The organism is Sinorhizobium americanum (genome assembly GCF_001651855.1).
In the GTDB taxonomy this organism is placed as follows: Bacteria; Pseudomonadota; Alphaproteobacteria; order Rhizobiales; family Rhizobiaceae; genus Sinorhizobium; species Sinorhizobium americanum.
In genome coordinates, this window is sequence record NZ_LNQC01000039.1 from 55,067 (window position 1) to 79,685 (window position 24,619).

A 24,619-nucleotide genomic window follows, 5' to 3' on the forward strand; every position below is an offset into this window, starting at 1 on the left:
CTCGCCGCAAATGTCGAGGCAGGTACCATTTGGCGGATTGGACACCATGACCAGCCGGACTTCGTGGAACGCGCAACTGGTCATTCGCTGGCTGGCAATCGCGTTTTGCCTCATCTTTTGGGCTGCGCTCGTCGTCTTCATCTGGTGATCGCCCCTTACGCACAGTTCGTTGCGAACAGGACGATGCCGACCGTTTTTACGATGATCACCAGGTCGAGATAGGCTGACCGGGACTGGCAATACTTGATGTCGTACTGGACGCGTTCGTCGTAAGTGGTGTCGGCCCGCCGGTTTACCTGCCACATTCCCGTCATTCCGGGCTTCAAGGACGTGTAATAGAAGAGGTTGCTGCCGTATTTCTCGGTCTCCTCCGGAGGTATTGGGCGAGGTCCGACGAGGCTCATTTCGCCACGTAGCACGTTGTAGAATTGCGGCAGCTCATCGAGGCAAGTCATTCGAAGAATCTTCCCGAGCCAGTGGACCCGGGGGTCGCTCCTGAGCTTCCGGTTTTCGGTCCATTCGCGTCGACGCTCGGGATCAGTCGCGAGCAGTTCCGTCAGCCGCTCCGCGGCATCGCGCCGCATCGATCGAAACTTGAGGCAGTCGAACAGCCGGCCCTGCGCGCCGACGCGTGCGTGGCGGAAGATCAGCGGACGGCCGTCCACGACGAGCAGCGCGACCGCGATGACTGCCAGCAGCGGCGCGAAGAAAACAAGCGCGACAGCGGAAACCGTTACGTCGAAAATGCGTTTGCCTCGGTCGCCGCGCGGCGCCGCGACCCTCGCCGGTACGGAGCGTTCCCGTCTTGCCAGGCCATCAGAAACAGACAGCATATCTCTCGCTCCTCGAAGTCGTACGATGTCTTTCAGGCTGCCAGCGGCCACCCTGATTGACAATCGACTCTGATGGCCAAAGCCTCGTCCAATGGACGTACACGGCAGGAAAAATCCGGATGACGCGCGGCCGGACGAGGGAGGACGTGCTGGCCGTGAGGATGTCAAGGATCGCGCGCATTAGCGCACCTGCTCGTGCACGGACCGCGAGCCTGTCGCACGGGGGCCCGGCAGTGGGGCCGGTGCCCCAGAATCCGATCGGCCGCGCGGTAACATGCGGCCGTAGAGATCGATCAGCGCGTCGGCCCAACTTTCCGGCGTGTGTGACAATTGCGGGGCCGCAGCCACGCCAGCCGCGCTCATCCGGTGAACGAGAGCGTCGTCGGATGCGATACGGCGCATGGCCGCGGCAAGGTCGTCCACATTCGCCGGGGTGAAGGACAAGCCACATCCGGACGCCGCGATTTCCTGCGAAAGCAGGGCCGCGTTGGTGATGATGACAGGCAGGCCACTGCCGGCGGCCTCGAGCGCAGCCAAGCCAAAGGGTTCGGGCACACGCGAGGGGACGACGACGGCCCGCGCCGCGCTCACGATATCATGCATCGCCTCCTTGGATTTCCAGCCGTGAACCGTTGCGCCCGGAAATTCCCGATCTAGGAAGGCGCGGCCTGCGCCGTCGCCGATGAAATGCAGCGGCACACCGGCGAGGTCCGCCGCGCGCGCCGCGTCCTTGTACCCCTTCTCTTCCTCGAGCCGTCCGATGAAGACAAAATTCTCGCGCGTCCAGGGCGCCAGTCCCGGGCCGGCGAGCGGAGAAACGGGGTTGCGGATTGTCTCGAGGCGCTCGTCGCCGATTCCGGCGCGAAGCATATAGTCGCGCATTTTCTCATGCACGATGACAATCTGCGCCGGCGTGCTGCGAATGGGAAAGAGATGTTCGCGCAAGAGGTGGCGCGCCGTCCGCCACAGCTTCTCATTCAGGCCGCGCTTGTCACACTGCGTCGTCAGGCATCGGCGTGACATCGGTTCAAGGTCGCAGACCCGTTGCGTCCGGTAATTCACGAAGCCGCCGTTGGGGCAGGCGAGGAAGTAGTCGTGGGCATGGAGGACGACCCGCTCGCGCACCTTGGCGAGTGCGCGGAAAATGGCCGGCGACAGGATCTTCGACCAGCCGTGCACGTGATAGATCGTCGTCGGAGTATCGCGGGTCGAGATCAGTCGGCTCAGGGCCCCGTAGGCCTTTGGATTGTAGAGACCCAGGCGCAGAGCGTCGCTTCGTCGCCGGTCGAGCAACGGAGCCTCTCCCAGGTTGATCATGTCCTCCGCGGGCCGGTCCCCCGGCTCATCGTCGCCGGCAAAGAACGTGACCAACAGTCCGCGCCGCCGCAGCAATTCGGCCGAAAGGATCGCGAGATTGGTCGCTCCGCCCATCCTGGTGGAGCGGTCATTGATGATGACGATGCGTGCGGGTGCGATGCCGCCCATGGATCTTACTCCAGTCTTTCGACATTCTGCGGCGCGAGGCGACCCGCGAAGAGGTCGAGACAGGCGCGCGCATTGCCCCGCAGCCGGCCCTTGCGATCGATCCAGGGCTCCGGCTTCAAGACCTTGACGATATTGGCGATCAGGTTGCGCGCCATCTGGATCGCCGCGGCAGGCAAGCTCATCGTCTTCTTGCGCACTAGGTAAATGGGGTTGGCGATTTGCGAATAGCCGAATTTGACGCCCGGCGTTCGCGAAACCTTGGTGCCGAGATGGACCCCGAGCAGGCGGTTGGAGCGCACGATGCGGCCGTGCGCTGCAACCAGCCGACTGAAGTCGACGTCTTCAAGCCAACCGTAGAGCGGCAGGTTCTCGTCAAATCGCAACTGCCCGCTCCTGACGCCGGCCATTCGGATGGCCATGTTGCAGCCATAGGCATTGTAGACCGGCTCCAGCGTTTCCGCGGGGCGCGGCTTGCCTTTGATCGCGTCGATCGTCTCAAGCCCTCCCTCGATCGAAATACCTGGTCCGATGATGCCGTCGGCGACCACGGTTCCTGTGCACATCGCAATGCCGGGGTTTTCCTCGAACAGGCGTTCAAGCTCCCCGAGATAGTCCGGCGCCATCAGGAAATCGTCGTCGAGGAAGAGTACGACGTCCGCTGTCACGGCAGCCAGGATCGCGTTACGCTGGCGGCAGAGACCGCGCTGCGACAAAACGATCTTGCCGGGACAGTCGAGCATGTCGATGCTGTGCTGGTCGATGTCGGTCGCCGAGCAAAGGCAGACGATCACGTCATCCGGCCTGCGCGTCTGTCGGGCGATGAGGGGCAGAACCGTCGAAAGAACCTCCCGTCGCCCGGCGCTGGCGATGCCGATCGCGATCGTCATCGTCGAGGCACCTGTCGAAGGCGACGCCCGGGTGCATCCGGGCCGGACGACGGACGGAATCACGTGCTGCTCGGGCGCCATGGCTTTCGACCTTTCATTTTGGCACGACGCGGACCTTCACTGCGGTTCGAGATGACGCCGAGCAGCGCCACGCGCGACTTGCCAAAGGTCGAAAGTGCCTCGGCAAGTCGCTCGACTGTCATCTTGTCGGACTGCCCGAGCACGACGACGATGCCGTCGAGATAGGTGCAGATCACCCGGGTATCGGCGGAATCCTCGAAGCCGGACATGTCGACGATGATCACCTTGTAGCGCTGCCGCAAAAGTTCGAGTTCAGCCTTCAGTGCCGGCAGGTGGCCGTAGCGCTGATGCGCAACCGCCGCCTTGCGGGTCTGGTCGACCGTCAGCACCGGCACGCAGCACACCGCCTTGCCGTCGAAGTCCTCGGGGTTCGGTGTCTCGCCGCTCGATCTCCGTCTCGAATATTGTCCCGATATGCCGATGAGCCTTAGGCTCTCCATGCCGAAGCTGGCACCGTCCTCGCTGGTGACGCGGCTGAGACGGGAGCCGATGAAATCCGCGTCGACCAGGAGAACGGAGGTGCCTTCGTTCATGTAAAGCTGCGCGAGATTGGAAGCGATGGTCGTCTTGCCTTCCCCGGGACCGACAGATGTGACGCCCACCACGGCTGTGGAATTGGCCGGAAAGGCGGAATCGATGGAATTCTTGACACCGCGCAATGCCTCCGAGAAGCGCGAATAAGGCATGTCGAGTACCGAGCGCAGCGGCAGCATCGTGGAGGCAATGGCGGGTTGCTGCGGCCGCGGTCCGCTTCGATAGACCGGAACGTGCCCGAGCGATGCGATGCCGAGTTCGGCCCGGAGGCGCTCGCTCGAACTGACGCGGCGGTCGAGACCATCGCGCATCACGGCCATCACCAGTCCCGCTCCTAACCCGAGGGTCAGCGAAAGCGGCAGGACGGTCGAGGGTTTCGGCCAGGTTTTGCCGAGCGGCGCCGTCGCCGCCGTCACGATGCGGGCCTTGCCAAGCGGGAAGGATTGCGTCTGCAATGCACCGATGAGTTGTTGCAGGACACCCTCGTACATGTTGCGGTACGTCGTGGCGCGGCTTTCCATTTCGGAGAGTTCCACACGGGCAACGTTCTTGCCCGCGCCGGCCGCCGTCAGGTTGGCAAGCTCCGTCTCCAGCAGCTTTTCGCGGGTCTGGGCGATGTCGACATGCGACTGCAAGAGCCGCTCGATCCGCTGGAACTCGGCGCGCATGGCCGCTTCGAGCCGTTCGATCTCGGCCCGGGCGGCCACGATGGCCGGATTGCCGTCGTGGTAGCGGGCCTTGAGGTTCTCGAGCTTGCTGGTTGCGGCGCGCATCTCGTCGCGCAGCTTCTGGAGTTGCGGGTTGTCGGCGCCTTCATCGACATCCGCCATTATCGAGCCGCTCGCGATCAACTCCTGGAAGGACATCAGCTTGGCGGTTTCGGCCGCGGTCGCTGCCCGCGCCGCCAGCATCTGGCTGCTGAGTTCGGAGAGTTGCTGCTGCTCGAGCGTCGAAGTCGTGCCGATCGTCGTGATGTCGTTCATGGCACGAAAATCCTCGACGCTCATGGCCGCGGCACGCGCCTGTTCGCCGATTTCCATCAACCGGCTTTCCAGCCAGCGGGCGCCGCTGCGGGCCGCTTCCGCCCGCTCGTTCAAGCCTGTTTTGATATAGGCCGTGGCGATGGCGTTGGTGGTTTTTGCCGCCTTCTCAGGATCAAGCGAGGTGTACCCTATCTCGAGCACGTAGGACTGGCCGACCCGGCGCACCGTCATGCGCGACAGAAACGTCGCCATGGTGCGTCGCATGAGATACTCCTCGTCCGGCACGTTCGCGGTGTCGTCTGCAGCGCGGAGCGTGAAGAGGGATTTCACCGTTTCCTTGATGGAGGAGACCCAGGACGAGGTGCTGACGATTTCTGGATCTTTCGTGAGGTCCAGTCGCTCGATAACGGCGCGCGCGATCGCCTCGGACTTGACAATCTCCACCTGACTGGCGATTTCGGCCGCCTCGATGATGATCGTGCCGGTCGATGCGTCCTGTGAGGCAATGCGCCCCTGTTCCGGATCGATGACAAGCCGTGCCGTGGCGGTGTACGAGGGGGGGGTGTTTAGGATGTAGAAAAAGCCGAGCGCAAGCCCGACCGCCCCGAATACACCGATGAGGACCGTGTGCCGGCGCAGGAAATCGGTCACGTCACGAAAGGATATGTTCTCCTGTCGATCGGCGCGGCGCGCCTCGAAGTTCTCGTCTAGTACGATTTTCGAGATGTCATGCACGACCATTGACTTTCCTCTCGAAGGTGCGCGCCAGTGCGTTATTGTGATTGCTCGATTCCAACGGATGACAGCAGTTGCGTGTCGACCGCGTCCGGTATCGGCGAACGCACGTCGAGTACGTCGCCGGGCACGAGCAGCGTCGTGTCCGTGACCCTGAATGGTGCGTCCGCGCCGCCGGCGCGGGTGACCCAGTATTCCAAGGGCTGCTGATCAAATGACTTGAGGCTGGCGATGCGCGAGAGCGAGGCGCCGTTCACCTGAAGAAGCTGCAGATAGGTATTGCGTTTGACCTTCAGATCCTCGATCGAAGCTTCCGTCGTCTGCAGGTCGCGCCCGGCCTCGGTGCGGCGCTGTCCCTGCAGCGTGACCACGTCACGTTCGGTTTCGCTGAGCTTCTGCCTGGCGCGCATGGCGGCGATCTGGAGGTCGAGCTTGTCGCTCTGGAGGTCCGCCAGGATCCGTTCGAGTGAGGTCTGCCTCGACTTCGTCACCGTCTGGTCATTGAGCAGCTTCGACACGCCCTTGAGTTCGTCCTCGGCGATCACGACCTGCCGTTCCTTGAAAACCCTCTTTTCCTCAAGGACATCGATCTCGTTCTTCAGCAGCGTGGCGAGTTCGTTGAGGGACTCGACCTGTCGACGCAGCGCCTCGCGCCGCGCGTCGAAGAGCGTGTTTTCGTCCCGGATCATCTGTTGGATTGCGGCGCCCTTGGCACCTGTCAGCACCTGGGGGAACTCCACCTTGGCGCTCTCGGCGAATTCGGCCCTCAGCCGCGCGCGGCGTGCCGCCAGTTGAAGCAACTCCAGTTCCACACGATTGAGCTCGCCCGTGTAGCGGATCTGCTCCATGTCGGAGTACCCACCGGCCGGGTTTGTCCGCCGCTCTCTCCCGCCTGCCATGGTCACGGCCTGCATGACCGTCATGCCCGGCCTGTATTCGAGTTCGCTTGGGCGATCCACCAGGCCGGTAACGTAGATCATCGGATATCGGATGACCTCCACAGTTGTCTGCGGTGCGGTCATCAGTCCGGTACGCTGCTTCAGCAGATCGCCGATTGCTGAAGAGAGTTCTGCCGGTGTTCGGTCCTTGGCGGTGATCTCCCCGACCATGGGCACGGAGATCGTGCCGGACGGCGACACGATGTATTCGCCGTTGAGCGCAGTCCATTCCTTGTATTCACCGGTAGACGCCATCCACTCGACGATCGCCACCTTCACCCGCGTTTGTGGCTGCAGGCGGAATGCTGGATCGGCATGGGCCGACGCAAGGGCGCCGAAGGTCGCCAGACCGATTGCGGTGCAAAATGTTGAAGTGCGTCCGAGGGTACGCATCAGCTTCGGCAGGCTCTGACCGGCAGTTGGCATGGGACCTCTCAAATTTCTCAAGATGTCGCGATCCGCCGAGCGGCCGAACGCAAAACCCGGCCCGATTGTCGGCTCAAAACGTTCCAGATAAAATTGACTGCGGCCTAAACGCGGCTAATCCCTTTTGGGGAAGCCGCCTAAACCAGGGAAACCATCGGATAGGCTACACCTGCCCAATACCCTAGCGCGGCGCCCGGTCCTAGCCGGACCTAACCCTTTCGATCAGGGACATCGTTCGCTCGGATGCACGCACAGACCGATCTTGGCGCTATCAACGAAGTGCCCGTCTGACGCATGCTGCGCTGGGTATTGAAAGCGAGGGACCGCTATGCGCGTCGCAATCGTACATTACTGGCTGGTTTCGATGCGCGGTGGCGAAAAGGTAATCGAGGCGTTGTGTGATCTCTATCCAGAAGCGGATATCTTCACACTTGTCTACGACGAGGCACGTGTTTCCGACACGATCAAGAAGCACAAGGTGACCTCATCCTTTCTGCAGCGAGTCCCCGGGGCCATCGGCCATTATCAGTCCTTGCTGCCCCTGATGCCGTTTGCGCTCGAGAGCCTCGACCTCAGCGGCTACGACCTGATCATCTCGAGCGAATCGGGTCCCGCCAAGGGTATCATCCCGCCGCCGCATGCCGCCCATATCTGCTATTGCCATTCGCCGATGCGCTATCTATGGGATCATTATCACGCCTACCGCTCGAGTGCGGGCATGCTGTCGCGCATGATGATGCCGGTGCTGGCGCCGATGCTGCGCACATGGGATGTCAACACCAGCCTTCGCGTTGACCGTTTCATCGCCAATTCGCACCATGTGGCGGCCCGCATCAGCAAGTATTATCGCCGACCTGCCACCGTGGTGTATCCGCCTGTCGGCATCGAGGACTTCTCGCCCTCGGCCGAGGTCGAGGACTTCTATCTCTGCGCCGGGCAGATCGTCTCCTACAAGCGGATCGACCTCGCCGTCGAGGCGTTCACCAAAATGGGCAAGAACCTGGTGGTGATCGGCGGCGGCAAGGAGCAGGATATCGCCAGACTGAAACGCATGGCCGGTCCGACCATCACCTTTCTGGGACGCGCGCCTTTCGCCGTACTCAAGGAGAAGCTCGCGAAATGCCGTGCCTTCGTCTTTCCCGGTGAGGAGGACTTCGGCATCGTTCCAGTCGAGGCGATGGCGAGCGGCCGTCCCGTCGTCGCCTACGGAAGCGGCGGCGCGGTCGAAACGATCGTGCCAGGACTGACAGGCGTTCTGTTCGAGAACCAGACAGTTGAGGGATTGATCAAGGCCATCTACGCCTTCGAGGCCAGGGAGGATTCCTTCCGCCCAGATGTCATCAGGACGCATGCAGCGCAATTCAGTGTCAGGCGGTTCAGGTCCGGCATCCAATCTGTCGTGGAAGAGGAACTGCGGCTTCGCCGCTCGATGCCCTTCGCCGATGGCAAATATGCGCTCGCAGGGTTCACGACGCATGATGCCGACAGCCTGGCGCCCCTTCATTGAGTGACGGGTGGCTGTGAGTTGAGGGGTAAGGAAGGGCAGCGTGATGCGGTTGTTCAGCCGTCGATCAGACCTTCCGTGGCGAAGCCATTGGGTTTGGCGGTGATGGAGGGAAACGCGTCCGCCCCGGGCATATTGGGAATCAGCATGGTCTTGCGCTGCCAAAGCGCTGCAGGTGAATACAATTCTCTGTACGGCTACCGCATTAATACTATATCGCTACATAGATTATTAAAATGTGATACTTCATTCGTAGTTTAATATTTGCTACCGTTAATTGTCAGTAACTTTACAATTATAGAAGGTCTTACAGAGCCTCAATCTCACAGGAAAGAGAATTGACTTTCGGGTCATGGTCAATTGAGGAGGTGAAGCTAAGTATTCATCCGACTAATGTCGGTAATACATGTAGCAGAAAGGTTGCCGATCCCAACATTGCAGCCAGGGATCTTCCGTTCGGGCGAGCACTATCCTCGCACCGTGGATTAGCGATGGTTGCCGCAGCGACGCTCTTCGTTTCAACAGCCGGCGGTATGCAACATGGTACAAGTGGATTTTGCCCCGTTCAAATCAGGCTCGCCGCATGAGCCGCCGCCGGAATCCGGTGCCGACCGCTTTGCTCTCGAAACGAGTGCGCTGATCAGGCCGACAGGGTTTCGGGAGTATGACGCGCGGTGGTGGTTCGGCCGGCCGGACGATGGGAAGGCTCCGGAACTCAACCTGATGGGGGTACAGGCTCTGGGCATGGGGCTCGGCACCTTCATCCGACGCTCGGGCGCTGGTCCGGAGATTGTGACGGGACATGACTTCCGCTCCTACTCGCTTGCCATCAAGCTCGCCTTGGTCAGCGGGCTGATGGCCGCCGGCGCGAGGGTCAGGGACATCGGCCTGGCGCTGTCGCCGATGGCCTATTTCGCGCAGTTCGCGCTCGACGTGCCGTCGGTGGCGATGGTGACCGCTTCGCACAACGAGAACGGTTGGACGGGCGTCAAAATGGGGACGGCCCGGCCGCTGACTTTCGGACCGGACGAAATGGCCGAGTTGAAAAGGATAGTGCTGGAGGCCGACTTCGACCTCGCCGGTGGCGGCGCCTATGAATTCGTCCCGGACTTTCGCCAGCGCTACATCGACGATCTCACCCGTGGCAAGCGCATCGCCCGGAAGTTGAAAGTCGTTGTGGCCTGCGGAAATGGCACTGCCGGCGCCTTCGCGCCCCAGGTGCTGGAGCGGATCGGCTGTGAGGTAATCCCGCTCGACTGCGAGCTCGACCATTCCTTCCCACGCTATAATCCCAATCCCGAGGACCTCGCGATGCTCCATGCCATCCGCGACCAGGTGCTGGACACCGGCGCCGATGTGGGGCTGGGCTTCGACGGCGACGGCGACCGCTGCGGGGTGATCGACAATGAGGGCCACGAGATCTTCGCCGACAAGGTCGGGGTGATGCTGGCACGGGATCTCTCCGCCTTGCATCCTCAATCGGTTTTCGTCGTCGATGTGAAGTCGACGGGGCTGTTCGCGGCGGATCCGGTGTTGAGGGCGAACGGTGCTCGCGCGGACTATTGGAAGACCGGCCATTCCTACATCAAGCGCAGGGTCGCCGAGCTCGGCGCCATCGCGGGTTTCGAAAAATCGGGGCACTTCTTCTTCAACCCGCCTCTCGGGCGCGGCTATGACGACGGGCTGATCACCGCGATCGCTGTCTGCGAGATGCTCGACCGCAATCCGGACAGGAGCATGGCCGAACTCTATCGGGGTCTTCCTGTGACCTGGGGCTCGCCGACGATGTCGCCGCATTGCGGCGACGAGGTCAAATACGCCGTCGTTGAGAGCGTGGTGGAGCGGTTCAGGGGCATGCAGCGCGACGGCATGTCGATTGCCGGTCAGAAGATTGCCGACCTCGTCACCGTGAACGGCGTGCGCGTGGTGATTGAGGACGGCACTTGGGGTCTGGTCAGGGCCTCGTCCAACAAGCCGGAGCTTGTCGTCGTGGTGGAAAGCCCGGTTTCGGAAGCACAGCAGCGGGCCATGTTCGCGGCGGTCGACCGCGTTCTCAGGGAACACGTGGAAGTCGGCCCCTATAACCAGACGTTTTGAGCGGCATGACGTGCCCGGTATTCCGCAGGGCTGGCAGGCAAGGGAAGGGACGAGAGAATGGCGGAACGGATCTCCTGCTTCGTGATGAGCGGCGGCGTCGGCTCGCGGCTTTGGCCGCTTTCGCGTGAGGACAACCCCAAACAATTTCATGACCTTTCCGGCCACGGCTCGATGCTGCTCGGCACTATCCGGCGGCTCAAGGCCCGGCCCGCGGGCGAGACGTCGATCCACCTGATCGCGTCCGAACGCCATGCCGAACGAGTGCGCGCCGACATGGCCGGCATTGACCTTGCGGGCGGTCGCGCCATCTTTGAGCCCGTCGCCCGCAATACGGCGGCCGCGGTGGCGGTGGCCGCGCTCGAGACGATCACTGCCTACGGTGACGGGTTGGTGCTGGTCGTGCCGTCCGACCACGAGATTTCGACCGAGACGCAATTTTGGGAAACGGTGGAAAATGGTGTGCCGGCTGCCGACGCGGGCAGGCTCGTCATCTTCGGCATTCCACCAAGCCAGCCGGAGACCGGCTACGGCTATATCGAGGCAACGGGCAAGGGCGATGTCCGCGATGTCGCGCGCTTCGTCGAAAAGCCCGACCTGGAAACGGCAAGAGCCTATGTCGCGGCCGGCACCTTCTTCTGGAACGCTGGCATCTTCCTGTTTCGCGCGAGCGCCATGCGCGCGGCATTCCGCAGGCATCAGCCCGACATCTGGGAGATGGCGGAGCGCGCTCACGCTGCGGCAGCGAGCGAGGTGTCGGGCACCTATCTGCCGCAGGGGCTTTATTCGGCAATTCCCTCTGTCTCGATCGACTATGCGATCATGGAACATGCCAGCGGCATCGCCATGGTGCCGGCAAGCTTCCGCTGGAGCGATCTCGGGTCCTGGCAGTCTCTGCTCGACGTCAGCCCGACCGATGCGACCGGCAACGTTTCGATCGGCGATGTCGTCGCCATCGACTGCGAGCACTCCTATCTACGCAGCCAGGGGCGCTTGCTCTCGGTGATCGGGCTCAAGGATATTGCGATCGTGGCAACGGCCGACGCGACCTTCGTGGCGCCGGTGGCGAAGAGCCAGGAAGTCAAACGCATCGTCGAACAGTTGGAGAAGAGCGGGCGGCTGGAGACCAAGTTCACGCCGGCGCACGACCGCGTTCTGCTGCCCGGCGCCTGGCGCCAGCGGGTCGCTCATTGGCTGTTCGAGGAGACTCTGCCGTTATGGTCGAAGGCTGGCGTCGACGAGCGGAATGGCGGATTTCACGAAGCGCTCAGCTTCGAGGGCGTGCCGCTGATGAAGCCGAAACGGATGCGCACCATGGCCCGCCAAGTCTACGCGTTTTCCGTGGCAAAGCTACGCGGTTGGGACGGCGATGCCGACCGGCTGATCGCGCACGGCATCGAATTCATGGAGAAGGGCCGCACGAAGCGGGGCGGCTGGGCAAGGGTGCTTCATGAGGGCGGCGCCATCGCCGATGACTGCGAAGACACCTATGATCATGCCTGCGTTCTCCTCGCGCTCGCTCATGCTCACCAGGCCGGAAATCCGGACGCACTTCGCCTCGGTCAGGAGACCTTCGCCTTCCTCGACGCCCACCTCGAGGACGAACGGCTGACGGGATTCCTGGAAACCTCCGACGGCACCGAGCTGCGCCGCACGAACCCGCACATGCACCTGCTCGAAGCTTTCCTCGCTTGGCATACGGCGACCGGCGAGCGCGGCTATCTTCGCCGGGCTGCGCGCATCATCGATCTGTTCCGCAGCCATTTCTTCGACGCCGAAAGCTGGACACTCGGGGAATATTTCGACAATTCCTGGCGGCCGGCCGCCGGCGAGCAGGGCCAGTGGACCGAGCCCGGGCATCACTTCGAATGGGCGTCGCTGCTGGTCGAGTTCGTATCCAAGAGCAGGCAGGCGGATTTGATCCCCTTTGCCCGGAAACTGTACGCGTCGGCAATTGCCAACGGTCTCAACCGCTCGACCGGCCTGGCCTACGGCGCTGTCTCGCGCTCCGCCCTGCCGCTCGACGTCATCTCGCGCAGTTGGCCGCAGGCCGAGGCGATCAAGGCCGCGATCGCGCTTGAAGGAACCGGCGGACCGGACCTCAAGCCGGAAATCGAGGCGCGCGTCGGCCACCTGTTCCGGTGGCATATCGACCCGGCCCCGCTCGGAATGTGGATCGACCGCATCGACGAGAAGGGAAGGGTCGTCGCTACCGAAGTTCCTGCCTCGATCTTCTACCACCTCGTCACCGCCCTCATGCAGTATCTAGACAAGACGGAAGGGACAGCGATCATCTACCAATTGCCGGCTTCCCCGCAAAACACCAGAACCGTGGACCCAACTGCGCTTGGCAAGGCAACAGCGTGAGATGAGATGGGAGCGGAGCACGCACCCTACTGCATGACTCCTTACATCGATCTCGATTTATGGACAAAAGACATGCAGCAATTCAAAGTGCTACAGCGACCTTTGCGCGTCTGATAAGACGCGCGGCGCTGTAGGCTTCGCGCCTACGGCTCGTCCGTCAGCGCCCGCCTGTCGAGCCCGAGCTTCTGCATCTTCTCATAGAGCGTCTTGCGCGAGATGCCGAGCGATTCATAGACCGGCTTCAGCGCGCCGCCATGCGCTGCGAGGGCGCTGGCGATGACGCTCTTTTCGAAGGCGGCCACCCGGTCGGCAAGGCGAGACCCGTTGGCGGGCGAGGCTGCTTCGTCGCGGTCGGTTTCGAGGCCGAGCACCAGACGCTCGGCAGCATTACGCAGTTCGCGAACGTTGCCCGGCCAATCACGCGTCGCCATTTCGGAGGCGAGCGACGGCGAGATCTCGATGTCTTCGCGACCGTAGCGGGCGGCAGATTCCCGTACAAGCTGCATGAAGAGCAGCGGGACATCGGAGCGGCGCTCTGCGAGTGGCGGAACACGCAAGGTGGCGACGTTCAGCCGATAGAGCAGGTCGGCGCGGAAGCGGCCGGCGGCGACCTCCGGCTCAAGCTCCAGCTTGCTGGTGGCGATGAAGCGCACGTCGAGCGGCACTGTCTCGTTGGAGCCCAGCCTGGTTATCACCCTTTCCTGCAGCACGCGCAGGAATTTCGCCTGCAGATCGAACGGCATCGAGCCGATTTCGTCGAGCAGGATAGTGCCGCCACGCCCGTGCTCGAACTTGCCGTAGCGCGGCCGAAGGGCACCCGGGAAGGCCCCGGGCTCATGGCCGAAGAGCTCGCTTTCGATCAGGTTTTGCGGCAGGGCGGCGCAATTGATGGCGATGAAGGGGCTGTTCGCCCGGCTGCTCAGATCATGCAGCGCCCGGGCCACCACCTCCTTGCCGACGCCGGTCTCGCCGATGATCAGCGTGTCGGCGTCCGACGCGCCGATGGCGCGAACCCGGTAGCGCAGGTCGACCATGAGCGGGCTTCGCCCCGGCAGGCGCTGCTCGATGTCGTCGCGCTTTCCGGCGACGGCCCGCAAGCGTCGGTTCTCCAGCACCAGGCCACGCCAATCAAGCGCCCGACGGATCGTGCCTGCGAGCATCTGCGCTGTGAAGGGTTTCTCGACGAAATCATAGGCGCCCTCGCGCATCGCCCTGACCGCCAGTTGCACGTCGCCATGGCCGGTGACCAGGATCACCGGCACTTCCGGGTCGATCTCGCGGATGCGCTGCAGGAAGGTCATGCCGTCCATCCCGGGCATGCGGATATCGCTGATGACGACGCCCGGAAAGCTGAAGCTGATGAGTTCGAGCGCCCGCTCGGCGCTGGCGAAGGTGTCGACACGAAACCCCGCAAGTTCCAGCGCCTGCGCGCTCGAGCGGCGCAGTTCCTCTTCGTCGTCGACGAGCAGCACGCGGCTTTCGCTCATTACTCAGCCGCCTCCTGCTCGGCTTCGGGAACGACGGCAAGTTCGATGCGGAACACGGCCCCTCCCTCGCTATGGTTCGAGACCGTCAGGCTGCCGCCGAAATCCTTGATGATATTGTAGGAAATGGACAGGCCCAGACCGAGACCCTTGCCAATCCCCTTGGTCGTATAGAAAGGATCGAAGATGCGCTCGGCGATGGCAGGGGCGACGCCAGGGCCGCGATCGCGGATGGTCAGCACCGCCATGTCGCCTTCGCGCCAGGTGCGCAGGGAAATCGCGCGGTCATCGAGGCCTTCGACCGCATCGGCCGCATTGGAGATCACGTTGACGAGCACCTGCTGCAGCCGCACCGATCCGGCGCGGACGACCAGCGCTTCGTGGCCGAGGTCGATGTCGATTGCAGCCTTGGCCGCTTTCAGGCGTGTTGCGACGATCTCCATCGTGTCGTGTATCACGTCTACGAGCGGAACGGGGCCGAGCTTCTCATTGGGCTTGCGGGCGAAGTTGCGCAGATGCCTGCTGATTGCCGCCATGCGGTCGATGAGACCGGAGATGCGCCTGACATTGTCGCTCGCTTCCGTCGTCCTCCCCCGCTCGATCAGCAGCGCAGCGCTGTCGGCATAGGTCTTGGCCGCGGCAAGCGGCTGGTTGAACTCGTGCGAAAGCGCGGCTGACATCTGGCCGAGCCCGGCGAGCTTGCCCGCCTGGACGAGGTCCGCCTGCGTCTGGCGCAATTGCTGCTCGGTAAGCCGCCGTTCGGCGATCTCGGCCTCGATCTGCGCGTTGACGCGCGCAAGATCGGCGGTGCGCTCCGCGACCCGGCGCTCGAGTTCCTCCTGCGCCTGCGCCTGCATCAGCATGCGCTCGCGCAGCCGCGCCCGCCGCTGGATGAGGATGGCGATCGCCAATCCGGCAAGGCAGAGCAACAGGATGGCGGCCGCGACCGTGGTCAGCGCCTGGGTCCGGACCGATGCCGTGTCGGTCAGGACGTTCACCGTCCAATCCGCTTCCGGCATGTAATGCGACAGCACGAGGTATTCCCGGGCGCTGTCACCGCTCGAGACTTTCATCAATGCATGGCCTTCGACCTCGCTTCTGGCGACCGGCAGCGGGTGGAGGATCGCATTGGCATAGCGTCTGGAAGCTTCCGTCCGGGCAAGCCGATCCGGCGTCAGGGGAAGGATACCCGCGTAGAGCCATTCCGGGTCTCCGCTCATGAAGATGATGCCTTCCGGATCGGAAACGAAAATTTTGTACTCGCCGCCCTGCCAGGAGGCCTCGATGGTCTCGATATCGACCTTGAAAACGATCACGCCGCGGATCTCCTCGCCGATGCGTATCGGCGAGCCGAAGTAATAGCCGCGCTTCAGCGACGTGGTTCCGAGCGCATAGAAGCGGGACTGCACTCCGCGTAGCGCGTCCTGGAAATAGGGGCGGTAACTGAAATTCTGGCCGACGAAGCTTGCCGGTCCGTCGTAATTGCTTGCGGCGATCGTGTCGCCATCGGGGGTGATGACGTAGATGTCGGACGATTTCAGGAGCGCATTGATCTCTTTCAGATAACCGTTGACGGAATCGCGCAGCCGGCGATCCCGGGCGCGCGTCACCAGTTCCTTGATGTCGTCGTGGTCGGCGATCAGGGCGGGCAGTGCCTGATAGCGGTTGAGATGGCCGCTGAGGGCGGCAACCGCCAGTCTCAGCGCCGTATTCGCCTGCGCCGAGGCTTCCTGCATGTAGCTGCGGGTCGCAACGACATTGCCCTGCACGGCAAGCGTCACGACGGCGACCGGCAGGAGCAAGAGCAGAAGCAGGAAGCGGTATTTCACGGAATGCCCGGGCTCCTCCTCCCGCGGATTTCAACGATGCTCCGGATCGTAAGAGCACGCTCGATCAGTGGCAAGCGATCGGTGAATGCCGCGCCATATAGACGAAGATCGATGTACGTCAACGCGATGTTGACAATGCGTTTGTTGCCCCCGGTCTTTCGCGCTCGATCGGAAGAGCGCATCTATCCGGCATCGACGAGCCCAAGGATAAACGGGCAGAAAGGCAGCGACATATGCGCGACCAGATCAGAGGCCTGCATCACGTAACGTCAATGGCGGACGACGCCCGTACCAACAACCACTTCTTCACGAACACGCTTGGCTTGCGCCGCGTCAAGAAGACGGTGAACTTCGATTCGCCGGACGTTTATCATCTCTATTACGGCGACAGGGCCGGGACGCCCGGTACGGTGATGACCTATTTTCCCTTTCCGCAGATGCCGCGCGGCCGCGCCGGAACGGGGGAGGTCGGAACGACTGTCTTCTCCGTGCCGAAAGAGTCTTTCGGTTTCTGGCAGGAGCGCTTGACGCAACTCGGCGTCACCGGACTTAAGGCGGAGGAAGCCTTTGGCGAACGGCGCTTGAATTTCGCCGGACCGGACGGCGACGGCTTTGCTCTCGTCGAGGTCGAGAACGATCCGCGCACGCCCTGGACGGAAGGCGGAATTGCCGAGGACCATGCGATCCGCGGCTTCCACTCGGTTTCCATGCGGCTGCGTGACGAGGGCGCGACCGCGGAATTGCTGAAGTTCATGGGCTATGAGGAACTCGACCGCAAGAATGGCGTCACGCGGCTGATCGTGCCGGGCGGCAACGGTGCGACCCTCGTCGACCTCGAGACATTGCCGAACATCAACCGCGCCGCGCAGGGGGCCGGCTCTGTACACCACGTCGCCTTCGCCGTCGACAATCGCGAGAAGCAATTGGAAGTGCGCAAGGCGCTGATGGATACCGGTTATCATGTAACGCCGGTCATCGACCGCGACTATTTCTGGGCGATCTATTTCCGCACCCCAGGCGGCGTGCTGTTCGAGATCGCCACCAACGAACCGGGCTTCGCCCGCGACGAGGAGATCGACCATCTCGGCGAGGCGCTGAAACTGCCGCAGCAGCACAAGCATCTGCGAGCGATCCTCGAGAGCCACTTGCAGAAGCTCGATGGATAAGTCGCCTATGACGGTCCGCTCCTCCTTCGTGCCCATTGGAGGAGGGCGGGCGCTCCTAAAGCCGTGTGGCAACAAATGCCCGCTAATCCATTAGTAGAAAAGGAGAATTCAATGGCCGACCATGGCTATGTCCATAAGCTGAAAGCCGGCAGACCCGGCAGTCCAATCCTCTTCGTTCTGCATGGTACAGGCGGCGACGAGAACCAGTTCTTCGGTTTCGGCGCCGAGCTACTGCCGGATGCAACCATCGTCTCGCCGCGCGGCGACGTCTCCGAACATGGTGCCGCGCGCTTCTTCAGGCGCACGGGCGAGGGCGTCTATGACATGGCGGACCTGGCGCGCGCCACGGGGAAGATGGCGAACTTCGTGAAGACGCTTGCCGCTGAGCATGAAGCTTCGGAAATCATCGGCCTCGGCTATTCGAACGGCGCCAATATCCTCGCCAATGTGCTGATCGAAGAAGGCGTTTTCGACAAGGCGGTGCTCATGCATCCGCTGATCCCGTTCCGGCCGAAGGATAATCCTGGGCTGCCGGGCCGGAAGATTCTCGTCACCGCCGGCGAACGCGATCCGATCTGCCCGCCGCCGCTGACCCAAGCGCTCGCGGACTATTTCAAGGCGCAGAAGGCGGAATTAGACCTCGAATGGCATTCCGGCGGACACGACATCCGCCAGGACGAGGTTGCGGCGATCGGTCGGTTTCTTAGGAAGTAGGTACTGTCACCGTCTTGATAACCGATGCTCGGTGAACTAAGTTCAGTGAACTAAGTCCGCATCCACGGAGATCATCGGTGGAAACAATCAACATCCACGAGGCGAAGACGCACCTCTCGCGGCTGATCGAGAAAGCTGCGCGGGGAGAGTCCTTCATTATCGCCAAAGCGGGAAAACCCATGGTGAAGGTCATTCCATTCGACCAGCCATCCGAAGTCGCGCAGCGTCGGCTGGGCTTCTTGGTCGGCCAGATCGTCGTCCCGGACGACTTCGATCAGATGGGCAGCGCCGAAATCGAAGAGCTTTTTGGCGCATGAACATTCTCCTGGATACGCACATTCTTCTCTGGGCGGCTGGCAGCCCTGGCCGCCTGTCAAGGGAGGCCCTCGCGCTTATCGAGGATCGCGAAAACGCGCTCTATTTCAGTGCTGCGAGCCTGTGGGAAATCGCCATCAAACGGAGTCTCGGTCGGGCGGATTTCGAAGCCGATCCCCGGCTGCTCCGTCGCGGCCTGTCGGATAACGGCTATACGGAACTACCGGTGACCGGCATCCATGCTGGAGCACTCGATCAGCTTCCGCCGATCCACAAGGACCCCTTCGACCGCATTCTCGTCGCCCAATCGCTTGTAGAAGGCTTGGCGCTGGTTACCACCGACGAAATGATCGGCCGCTATCCCGGTCCCATTCGTCTCGTTTGACCCTCACTCCAGTCGGCGGCGGAAGAGCCAGGCGGCGGAAGAAAGCGTGACGACGGCGATCAGGCACAGCGGCCAGGTCTGGTGCACCACCTCGGCGAGCGGAATATCCTTGAGGAAGACGCCCTTCACGATGACCAGGAAATAGCGCAGCGGATTGATCAGCGTCACCGGCTGCAGCCAGCTCGGCATGTTCTCGATCGGCGTCGCAAAGCCCGACAGCAGCATGGCCGGCACCATGAACAGGAAGGCCCCGAGGATCGCCTGCTGCTGGGTCATCGACAGTGCCGAGATGAAGAGGCCGAGTCCGACCACCGCGGCGAGATAAAAGATCGCACTTCCGTAAAGCAGCAGCAGCGAGCCGCGCAGCGGCACGCCGAAGACGAAGACAGCGGCAAGAATATAGATGGTGATGTGGAAGAGCCCAATCATCATCGGCGGGATGAGCTTGCCGATCAGGATTTCGTGCGTTCGTAACGGCGAGACGATCAATTGGTCGAAGGTGCCGAGTTCCCGCTCTCGGGCGACCGACAGCGCAGTGACGATGAGGCCGATCAGGAGAGCGATGCTCGCAACCAGATTGGGCACCATGAACCATTGAAAGGTGAGATTGGGATTGAACCAGTTGCGTGCCTCGACCCTGATCGCCTCGGAGGCGGCGCGTTTGCCGGCTGGGGTCTCGGCGGACAGCGCACCGACGATGCGGCTCAGATAGCCCGACACGATCTGCGAGGCGTTGGAGCGCCGGCCGTCGAGGATCATCTGCACTTCGGCGGGCTTTCCCGCCTCGATATCGCGGGAAAAGGTGGGGCCGATTTCCAGAGCGGCCAGCACACGCTGGTTATCGATCGCGGCGCGGATCTCAGCTGGGCGATCGGCGAGCCGGATCGAACGGAAGGTCGGCGAGCCGCCGATCTGCTGCACGAGCTCCTGGCTCCAGTGGCCGTTGTCGCGGTTCAACACCATGAGGTCGACATTCTTCACTTCGAGCGTCGCGGCGTAGGAGAAGACGAGCAATTGGATGATCGGCGGACCGATCAGGATCGTGCGGCCTTTCGGATCCCGCAGCACGGCCAGCAGTTCCTTGACGATCAGCGCCTTCAGTCGACCCCACCACATCTATCCGATCCTCTTTCTGGTGCTGCGCGCAGCGAGCGCGAAGAAGACGCAGCCAATCAGGAACATCACCGCGATCGCCCGGGCGAACATCGGCCAGATGTCGCCGGCGAGAAACACCGTCTGCAGGCTGGGGATGAGGTAGCGTGCCGGCACGACGTAGGTGATCCACTGGATGGCGGTCGGCATCGAGTTGATCTCGAACAGGAAGCCGGACAACAGGAAAGCCGGCAGGAATGCGGTGATCAGTGCGAGCTGCGAGGCCAGAAACTGGTTCTTGGTCACGGCAGAGATCACCAGACCCTGCCCGAGTGCCGGCATCAAAAATACCGCCGAGAGCGCGTAAAGCGCGATGGTCGACCCCCGGAACGGGACTCCAAAGAGGAAGACGGCGAGAAGAACGCAGAGCGTCATCGAGGTGAGGCCGAGAATGAAGTAGGGCAGCAGCTTGCCGGCGAGCAGTTCGGCGGCCGAGACAGGGGTGGCCATCATCGCCTCCATCGTGCCTCGCTCCCATTCGCGGGCGACCACAAGCGAGGTGAGCAGCGTGCCGACGAGCGTCATGACGATGGCGATCGAGCCGGGGACGAGGAAGTTGCGGCTCGTCAGTTCCGGATTGAACCAGAAGCGCTGTTCGGCGGCGATCGCCGGCACGTGGCCCTGGCCCTCGCTCGCAAGTTGCCGCTCCCAATTGGCGACCGTTCCTTGCGCATAGTTCTGCACGAAGTTCGCCGTGTTCGGATCGGACCCGTCGACGATTACCTGGACGGCAGGATTTCGTCCCGCCGCATGGTCAGCCGCAAAGCGTGCCGGGATGACGACGATGCCGCGAACCCGTCCGAGGACAAGATCATCCCCGAATTCGCGGCGGTCCCGGCCATTGACGACGGCGAAATAGCGAGACGCCTGAAAGCTCGCCGCGAGATCGCGCGTCAGCGGCGTCGCCTCCTCGACGACAAGCCCGATCCTGGTCTGCGTGGTGTCGAGCGACACGCCATAGCCGAACAGGAAGAGCAGGATCAGCGGCAGCACGAAGGCGATCAGGATGCTGCTCGGATCGCGCACCACCTGATAGGTTTCCTTGCGTACGAGGGCGGCAAAGCGCCTGGCGCGGCCCGAGCCTTCGCGCTCCTGTTTTTTCACCCTGGCGCTCATGCTGCCTCCTTCGCCTCCGAACCCTGCACGAGGGCGATAAAGGCGTCTTCCATGGTCGGATCCGGCAGGTCCTTGCCGGCGACGCGCGCTTTCATCTCGTCCGGGGAGCCGAGTGCGATCGACCGGCCGCGATAGATGAGCGAGATGCGGTCGCAATATTCGGCCTCGTCCATGAAATGGGTGGTGACGAGGACGGTTACGCCCTTTTCGACAAGGCCGTTGATATGGGTCCAGAATTCGCGCCGGGTGATCGGATCGACACCGGAGGTCGGTTCGTCGAGAAAGAGCACCTCCGGCTCGTGCAAGACGGCACAGGCGAGCGCCAGCCGCTGCTTTAGGCCGAGCGGCAGATCCTTCGCCGACATGTCGTGAATGCCGCGGAAATCGAAGATCTCGGTCATCAGGTCGATCCGCTCGCGCTTCCTCAAGCCGGAGAGACCGTAGACGCCGGCAAAGAAATTCAGGTTCTGCAGAACGCTGAGGTCGCCGTAGAGCGAGAACTTCTGGGCCATATAGCCGAGCCGGTTGCGCGCCTCGGCGGCGTCGCGCCGGAGATCGAAGCCCGCGACCCGGCCCTCGCCGGCGGTGGGTTTCAAGAGCCCGCAAAGCATCTTGAAGGTGGTCGACTTGCCGGCGCCGTTGGGACCAAGCAGGCCGAAAATCTCGCCGCGCGGGATGTCGAAGGTGATGTTGTCGGCGGCGGTGAAATCGCCGAAACGCTTCGTCAGCCCGCGCGCCTCGATCACCGGTCGACCGCCATCGGCAGTAAACGGCCGCTGCGTCTCCGCAAGTTGCGACCGTCCACCGGGACCGCCGCCGAGCATGTCGACGAAGGCATCCTCGAATCGCGGCTGCGCGGCTGCGGCGCGAGGGGACGATGCCTCGTCAAACGAGGGAGGGGTGAGCCCTGGCTTCATCACCAGGCGTATGGCTTCGCCCTGAATGACGCCGTCGACGACGCCCTCCTGGTCCAGCAGGCGTGACAGTCTTTCGCGCCGTCGCCCGACCGTGCCGGAGAGGCGGAAGACTCGATTTTCGACGCGCCCGGTCATCTCGTGCGGGGAACCGGAAAACAGCAGCCTTCCCTGGTTGAGCAGGAGGACATGATCGCAGGCTTCCGCTTCGTCGAGATAGGCCGTCGACCAGAGAACGCCGATGCCTTCCGCCGTCAGGTTCTCGACCATCTTCCAGAGGTCGCGCCGCGAAATCGGATCGACGCCGACGCCGGGTTCGTCAAGCAGCAGCAGCCGCGGCTTGCGCAGAAGCGCGCAGGCAAGGCCGAGCTTCTGCTTCATGCCGCCGGAGAGCTTGCCGGCCAGACGGGTGGTGAAGGGGGCAAGATCGGTGAATTCAAGCAGCTCGGCAAAGGTCCGGCCGCGTTCGGCGAGCGGCAGGCCGCGCAGGTCCGCATAGAGATCGAGATTTTCCTGGACCGAGAGATCCTCGTAGAGCCCGAATCGCTGCGGCATATAGCCGATCGCCGCCTGGATGCTCGCCGGATCCCTGCGCGTGTCATAGCCGAGCACTTCGACCGTACCCTGGTCGGGCAGCATCAGCCCGGTCATCAGCCGGATCAACGTCGTCTTGCCGGCGCCATCCGGACCAACGAGGCCGGTGATCCTGCCGCCCGCAATGACGCCGTCGATGGAGTCGAGGGCAGGGGGCGCCTCGCCGAACCGCTTCGAGACGGACGACAGCCGTACGAAAGGCACCGCCGCGGACGCGTTGTCGGGAGCGGATGTCATGACCCGGCCTCCGGGCCCGGCAGACGCACGGTCACCGGCATGCCCTGGCGCAGGTCGGTGCCCGGCTTGTCGACGACGATCCTCAGTCGATAGACGAGATCGGTTCTAAGCTCGGGCGTTTCCACCGACTTCGGCGTGAATTCCGCCACCGGCGAAATGAAGCCGATCGTCCCCTCATAGCCTTGCCGGGGGTTGGTGTCAGAGGTCACCATGACCTTCATTCCCGGGTGGACGCGACCGAGATCCGGTTCGGCGACATAGGCGCGGACCCAGACGGGTTCGGTCAGAGAGAGCACATAGACCGTGTCCGACGGCGAGACGACCGCCCCGACCTCCCGGACGCGAGAGAGGATGACGCCGGCGCTCGGCGCGACCAGCGCGACGTCCTCGAGTGCAGTGCGGGCGCTCGCGGCCTTAGCCGTTGCCGCATTCGCCTGCGCTTCGGCCGTGGCTATGTCCTCGACGCGGCTGCCCTCTTCGAGCAGGGCCAATGCCTCGCGTGCGGAGGCCGCACGGGCAGCGGCCGCGGCGCGGCTCGCAATTGCCTGGTCGAGTTCGGCCTGCGAAATCGTGCCGGCCGGCCGCAGCCGCTGCGCCCGCTGAAAGGCGAGTTCGGCGTTCTGGAGTTCGGCAAGACGCTCCTCATGGGCGGCGCGGGCCTGGGCGATCTCGGTTGGCCTGGCGCCTGCCTTGAGCTTTGCGAGCGTCGAACGGAGCGCCTCGGCATCCGCTTCCGCGGCGTCCAGCGCCTGCTGAAACGGCTCTGCGTCCAGCCTGGCGATTACGTCGCCGGCCTTGACTGCGTCGCCCTCGTCTACCCGCAGTTCGGCAATCCGGCCGCTGACGCGGAAGCCGAGCGACACCTGGCGGATATCGACGTTGCCGTAGAGAACCGTGTTCCTGTGGTCTTCCGCCCAGCCGATCCGCGCCGGCAGATCCAGCCACCAGGCGCCGGCCGCGCCGGCCGCAAGGGCCAGGGTGATGAGTGCAATCTTCTTCATGGCTGGCGGTCCTTCTCCGCACCGAGTATCGCGACAAGTTCAGCCGCGTGCCTGTGCAAGGTCTCGATCTCCTTCGGCCCGGCGGTTTCCCATTCGAGCTGCGCATAGACTGCCGCATGCGCCATGCGGAACACGAGCACGCTGCCAACGAAGGAGAGGGTTCTGAGCCGGATGTGTTCGGAGGCCGGGTCGTCCTCGAGAATGGCGCCGATCAGCCGCCGCGCCATCTCGATCATCGGCCGCATGATGTTGCCGTAGAGGCGCGTGAAGGCTTCGGTCGGCTCCATCTGCTCGCGGATGATGAAGCGCGCCCAGCTCTCCGATTGCTTGCTCACGAAGAGAACGATCATCCTCTGAACCATCTGGGTAAGGAAGCCGCGCGCTTCGGCCGGAGTCATCGGCTGGCCCTGCTCCTCGAGTTCAGCAAGGCGCCCGTGAATCATGGCGCGCAGATCGCGGACATGATTGCCGATCAGAGCCGCGAGATGCTCGGCCGCGGCGATATAGAGCCCCTCCTTGCCGCCGAAATAATAGGGGATGGCCTGTAGGTTGACGCCCGCCGCATCGGCGAGCTTCCGCGTCGTGGCGCCGTCGAAGCCGTAGCGGCCAAAGATGTCGATCGCCGTGGCGAGAAGCTTCTCTCGCGTGGCGTCGCCGCGCTCGCCCTTGAGCTGTGTAGTGGTGTCGTAGTTTTTCATCATTTGCTTAAATTACATCATTCAACCGACTAAGTCAATCGATCGAATGATTTCGAAACGGCACGTCGGTGCGGGGGAGCCTTTGGCGCAGCTGGCGCCTCGGCCAGCCGCGGCCTAGCCAATGGAGAAGTGAGAGGTCAGGACTGT

19 protein-coding genes are annotated in these 24,619 nt (G+C 63.0%); 7 read left to right on the forward strand and 12 right to left on the reverse strand.

Annotated elements, in window-relative coordinates; translation table 11 throughout:
• Positions 1-155: 155 nt before the first annotated feature.
• From ATC00_RS03855 to ATC00_RS03875, 5 genes are all read right to left on the reverse strand, one after another.
• Positions 156-833 (reverse strand): sugar transferase, encoded by a 678-nt coding sequence (locus ATC00_RS03855; RefSeq protein WP_064252013.1) that lies wholly within the window; start codon positions 831-833, stop codon positions 156-158.
• A 180-nt stretch (positions 834-1,013) separates the two neighbouring features.
• Positions 1,014-2,318 carry a glycosyltransferase family 4 protein gene (locus ATC00_RS03860; RefSeq protein ID WP_064252014.1) on the reverse strand — a complete coding sequence of 435 codons (1,305 nt, stop codon included), beginning with the start codon at positions 2,316-2,318 and terminating at the stop codon, positions 1,014-1,016.
• Positions 2,319-2,323: 5 nt separating this feature from the next.
• Positions 2,324-3,205, reverse strand: coding sequence for a glycosyltransferase family 2 protein (locus tag ATC00_RS03865; RefSeq protein ID WP_064252067.1), 882 nt, complete (start codon positions 3,203-3,205; stop codon positions 2,324-2,326).
• A 59-nt stretch (positions 3,206-3,264) separates the two neighbouring features.
• On the reverse strand, positions 3,265-5,544 hold the full coding sequence (locus tag ATC00_RS03870) for a GumC family protein (RefSeq protein ID WP_064252015.1): 2,280 nt from the start codon (positions 5,542-5,544) through the stop codon (positions 3,265-3,267).
• 32 nt (positions 5,545-5,576) lie between these two features.
• Positions 5,577-6,902, reverse strand: a complete 1,326-nt coding sequence (locus ATC00_RS03875; RefSeq protein ID WP_064252016.1) for a polysaccharide biosynthesis/export family protein — start codon at positions 6,900-6,902, stop codon at positions 5,577-5,579.
• A 328-nt stretch (positions 6,903-7,230) separates the two neighbouring features.
• Between ATC00_RS03875 and ATC00_RS03880 the strand changes: the two genes are divergently transcribed.
• The 3 genes from ATC00_RS03880 to ATC00_RS03890 all read left to right on the forward strand — a co-directional run bounded on the left by ATC00_RS03880 (position 7,231) and on the right by ATC00_RS03890 (position 12,867).
• Positions 7,231-8,409: a glycosyltransferase gene (locus ATC00_RS03880; protein WP_064252017.1), complete on the forward strand. Its 1,179-nt coding sequence runs from the start codon at positions 7,231-7,233 to the stop codon at positions 8,407-8,409.
• Positions 8,410-8,946: 537 nt separating this feature from the next.
• A complete protein-coding gene (locus tag ATC00_RS03885) occupies positions 8,947-10,503 on the forward strand; it encodes a phosphomannomutase/phosphoglucomutase (protein WP_064252018.1) in 1,557 nt (518 codons plus the stop codon).
• 57 nt (positions 10,504-10,560) lie between these two features.
• Positions 10,561-12,867: an AGE family epimerase/isomerase gene (locus ATC00_RS03890; protein WP_064252019.1), complete on the forward strand. Its 2,307-nt coding sequence runs from the start codon at positions 10,561-10,563 to the stop codon at positions 12,865-12,867.
• A gap of 143 nt (positions 12,868-13,010) precedes the next feature.
• Here ATC00_RS03890 and ATC00_RS03895 read toward each other — a convergent pair whose 3' ends face one another.
• Both ATC00_RS03895 and ATC00_RS03900 read right to left on the reverse strand, forming a co-directional pair.
• Positions 13,011-14,354 (reverse strand): sigma-54-dependent transcriptional regulator, encoded by a 1,344-nt coding sequence (locus ATC00_RS03895; RefSeq protein WP_064252020.1) that lies wholly within the window; start codon positions 14,352-14,354, stop codon positions 13,011-13,013.
• Complete coding sequence (locus tag ATC00_RS03900) at positions 14,354-16,180, reverse strand: sensor histidine kinase (RefSeq protein ID WP_037385231.1); 1,827 nt, start codon at positions 16,178-16,180, stop codon at positions 14,354-14,356. Before ATC00_RS03900 ends, ATC00_RS03895 begins: the two co-directional genes overlap by 1 nt.
• A gap of 233 nt (positions 16,181-16,413) precedes the next feature.
• Between ATC00_RS03900 and ATC00_RS03910 the strand changes: the two genes are divergently transcribed.
• The 4 genes from ATC00_RS03910 (at position 16,414) to ATC00_RS03925 (ending at position 18,760) form a co-directional block, all read left to right on the forward strand.
• On the forward strand, positions 16,414-17,346 hold the full coding sequence (locus ATC00_RS03910) for a VOC family protein (protein ID WP_064252022.1): 933 nt from the start codon (positions 16,414-16,416) through the stop codon (positions 17,344-17,346).
• A gap of 111 nt (positions 17,347-17,457) precedes the next feature.
• Positions 17,458-18,060: an alpha/beta hydrolase gene (locus ATC00_RS03915; protein WP_064252023.1), complete on the forward strand. Its 603-nt coding sequence runs from the start codon at positions 17,458-17,460 to the stop codon at positions 18,058-18,060.
• Between the two features lie 77 nt (positions 18,061-18,137).
• Complete coding sequence (locus ATC00_RS03920) at positions 18,138-18,377, forward strand: type II toxin-antitoxin system Phd/YefM family antitoxin (protein WP_037384936.1); 240 nt, start codon at positions 18,138-18,140, stop codon at positions 18,375-18,377.
• Positions 18,374-18,760, forward strand: a complete 387-nt coding sequence (locus tag ATC00_RS03925) for a type II toxin-antitoxin system VapC family toxin (protein ID WP_064252024.1) — start codon at positions 18,374-18,376, stop codon at positions 18,758-18,760. The genes ATC00_RS03920 and ATC00_RS03925 overlap by 4 nt, the downstream gene beginning before the upstream one ends.
• 3 nt (positions 18,761-18,763) lie before the next feature.
• Here ATC00_RS03925 and ATC00_RS03930 read toward each other — a convergent pair whose 3' ends face one another.
• From ATC00_RS03930 to ATC00_RS03950, 5 genes are read right to left on the reverse strand one after another with little or no spacing between them, the layout of a single operon-like run.
• The gene (locus ATC00_RS03930; protein WP_064252025.1) at positions 18,764-19,876 is read right to left on the reverse strand and encodes an ABC transporter permease; all 1,113 of its coding nucleotides are present in this window, start codon (positions 19,874-19,876) and stop codon (positions 18,764-18,766) included.
• On the reverse strand, positions 19,877-21,028 hold the full coding sequence (locus ATC00_RS03935; RefSeq protein WP_064252026.1) for an ABC transporter permease: 1,152 nt from the start codon (positions 21,026-21,028) through the stop codon (positions 19,877-19,879). It lies immediately after the preceding gene.
• Entirely contained in the window at positions 21,025-22,773 is a 1,749-nt protein-coding gene (locus tag ATC00_RS03940; RefSeq protein ID WP_064252027.1) for an ATP-binding cassette domain-containing protein, read from the reverse strand. Before ATC00_RS03940 ends, ATC00_RS03935 begins: the two co-directional genes overlap by 4 nt.
• Complete coding sequence (gene hlyD, locus ATC00_RS03945) at positions 22,770-23,774, reverse strand: secretion protein HlyD (RefSeq protein ID WP_064252028.1); 1,005 nt, start codon at positions 23,772-23,774, stop codon at positions 22,770-22,772. The genes ATC00_RS03940 and hlyD overlap by 4 nt, the downstream gene beginning before the upstream one ends.
• Positions 23,771-24,475, reverse strand: a complete 705-nt coding sequence (locus ATC00_RS03950) for a CerR family C-terminal domain-containing protein (protein WP_064252029.1) — start codon at positions 24,473-24,475, stop codon at positions 23,771-23,773. Before ATC00_RS03950 ends, hlyD begins: the two co-directional genes overlap by 4 nt.
• Between the last annotated feature and the right edge of the window lie 144 nt (positions 24,476-24,619).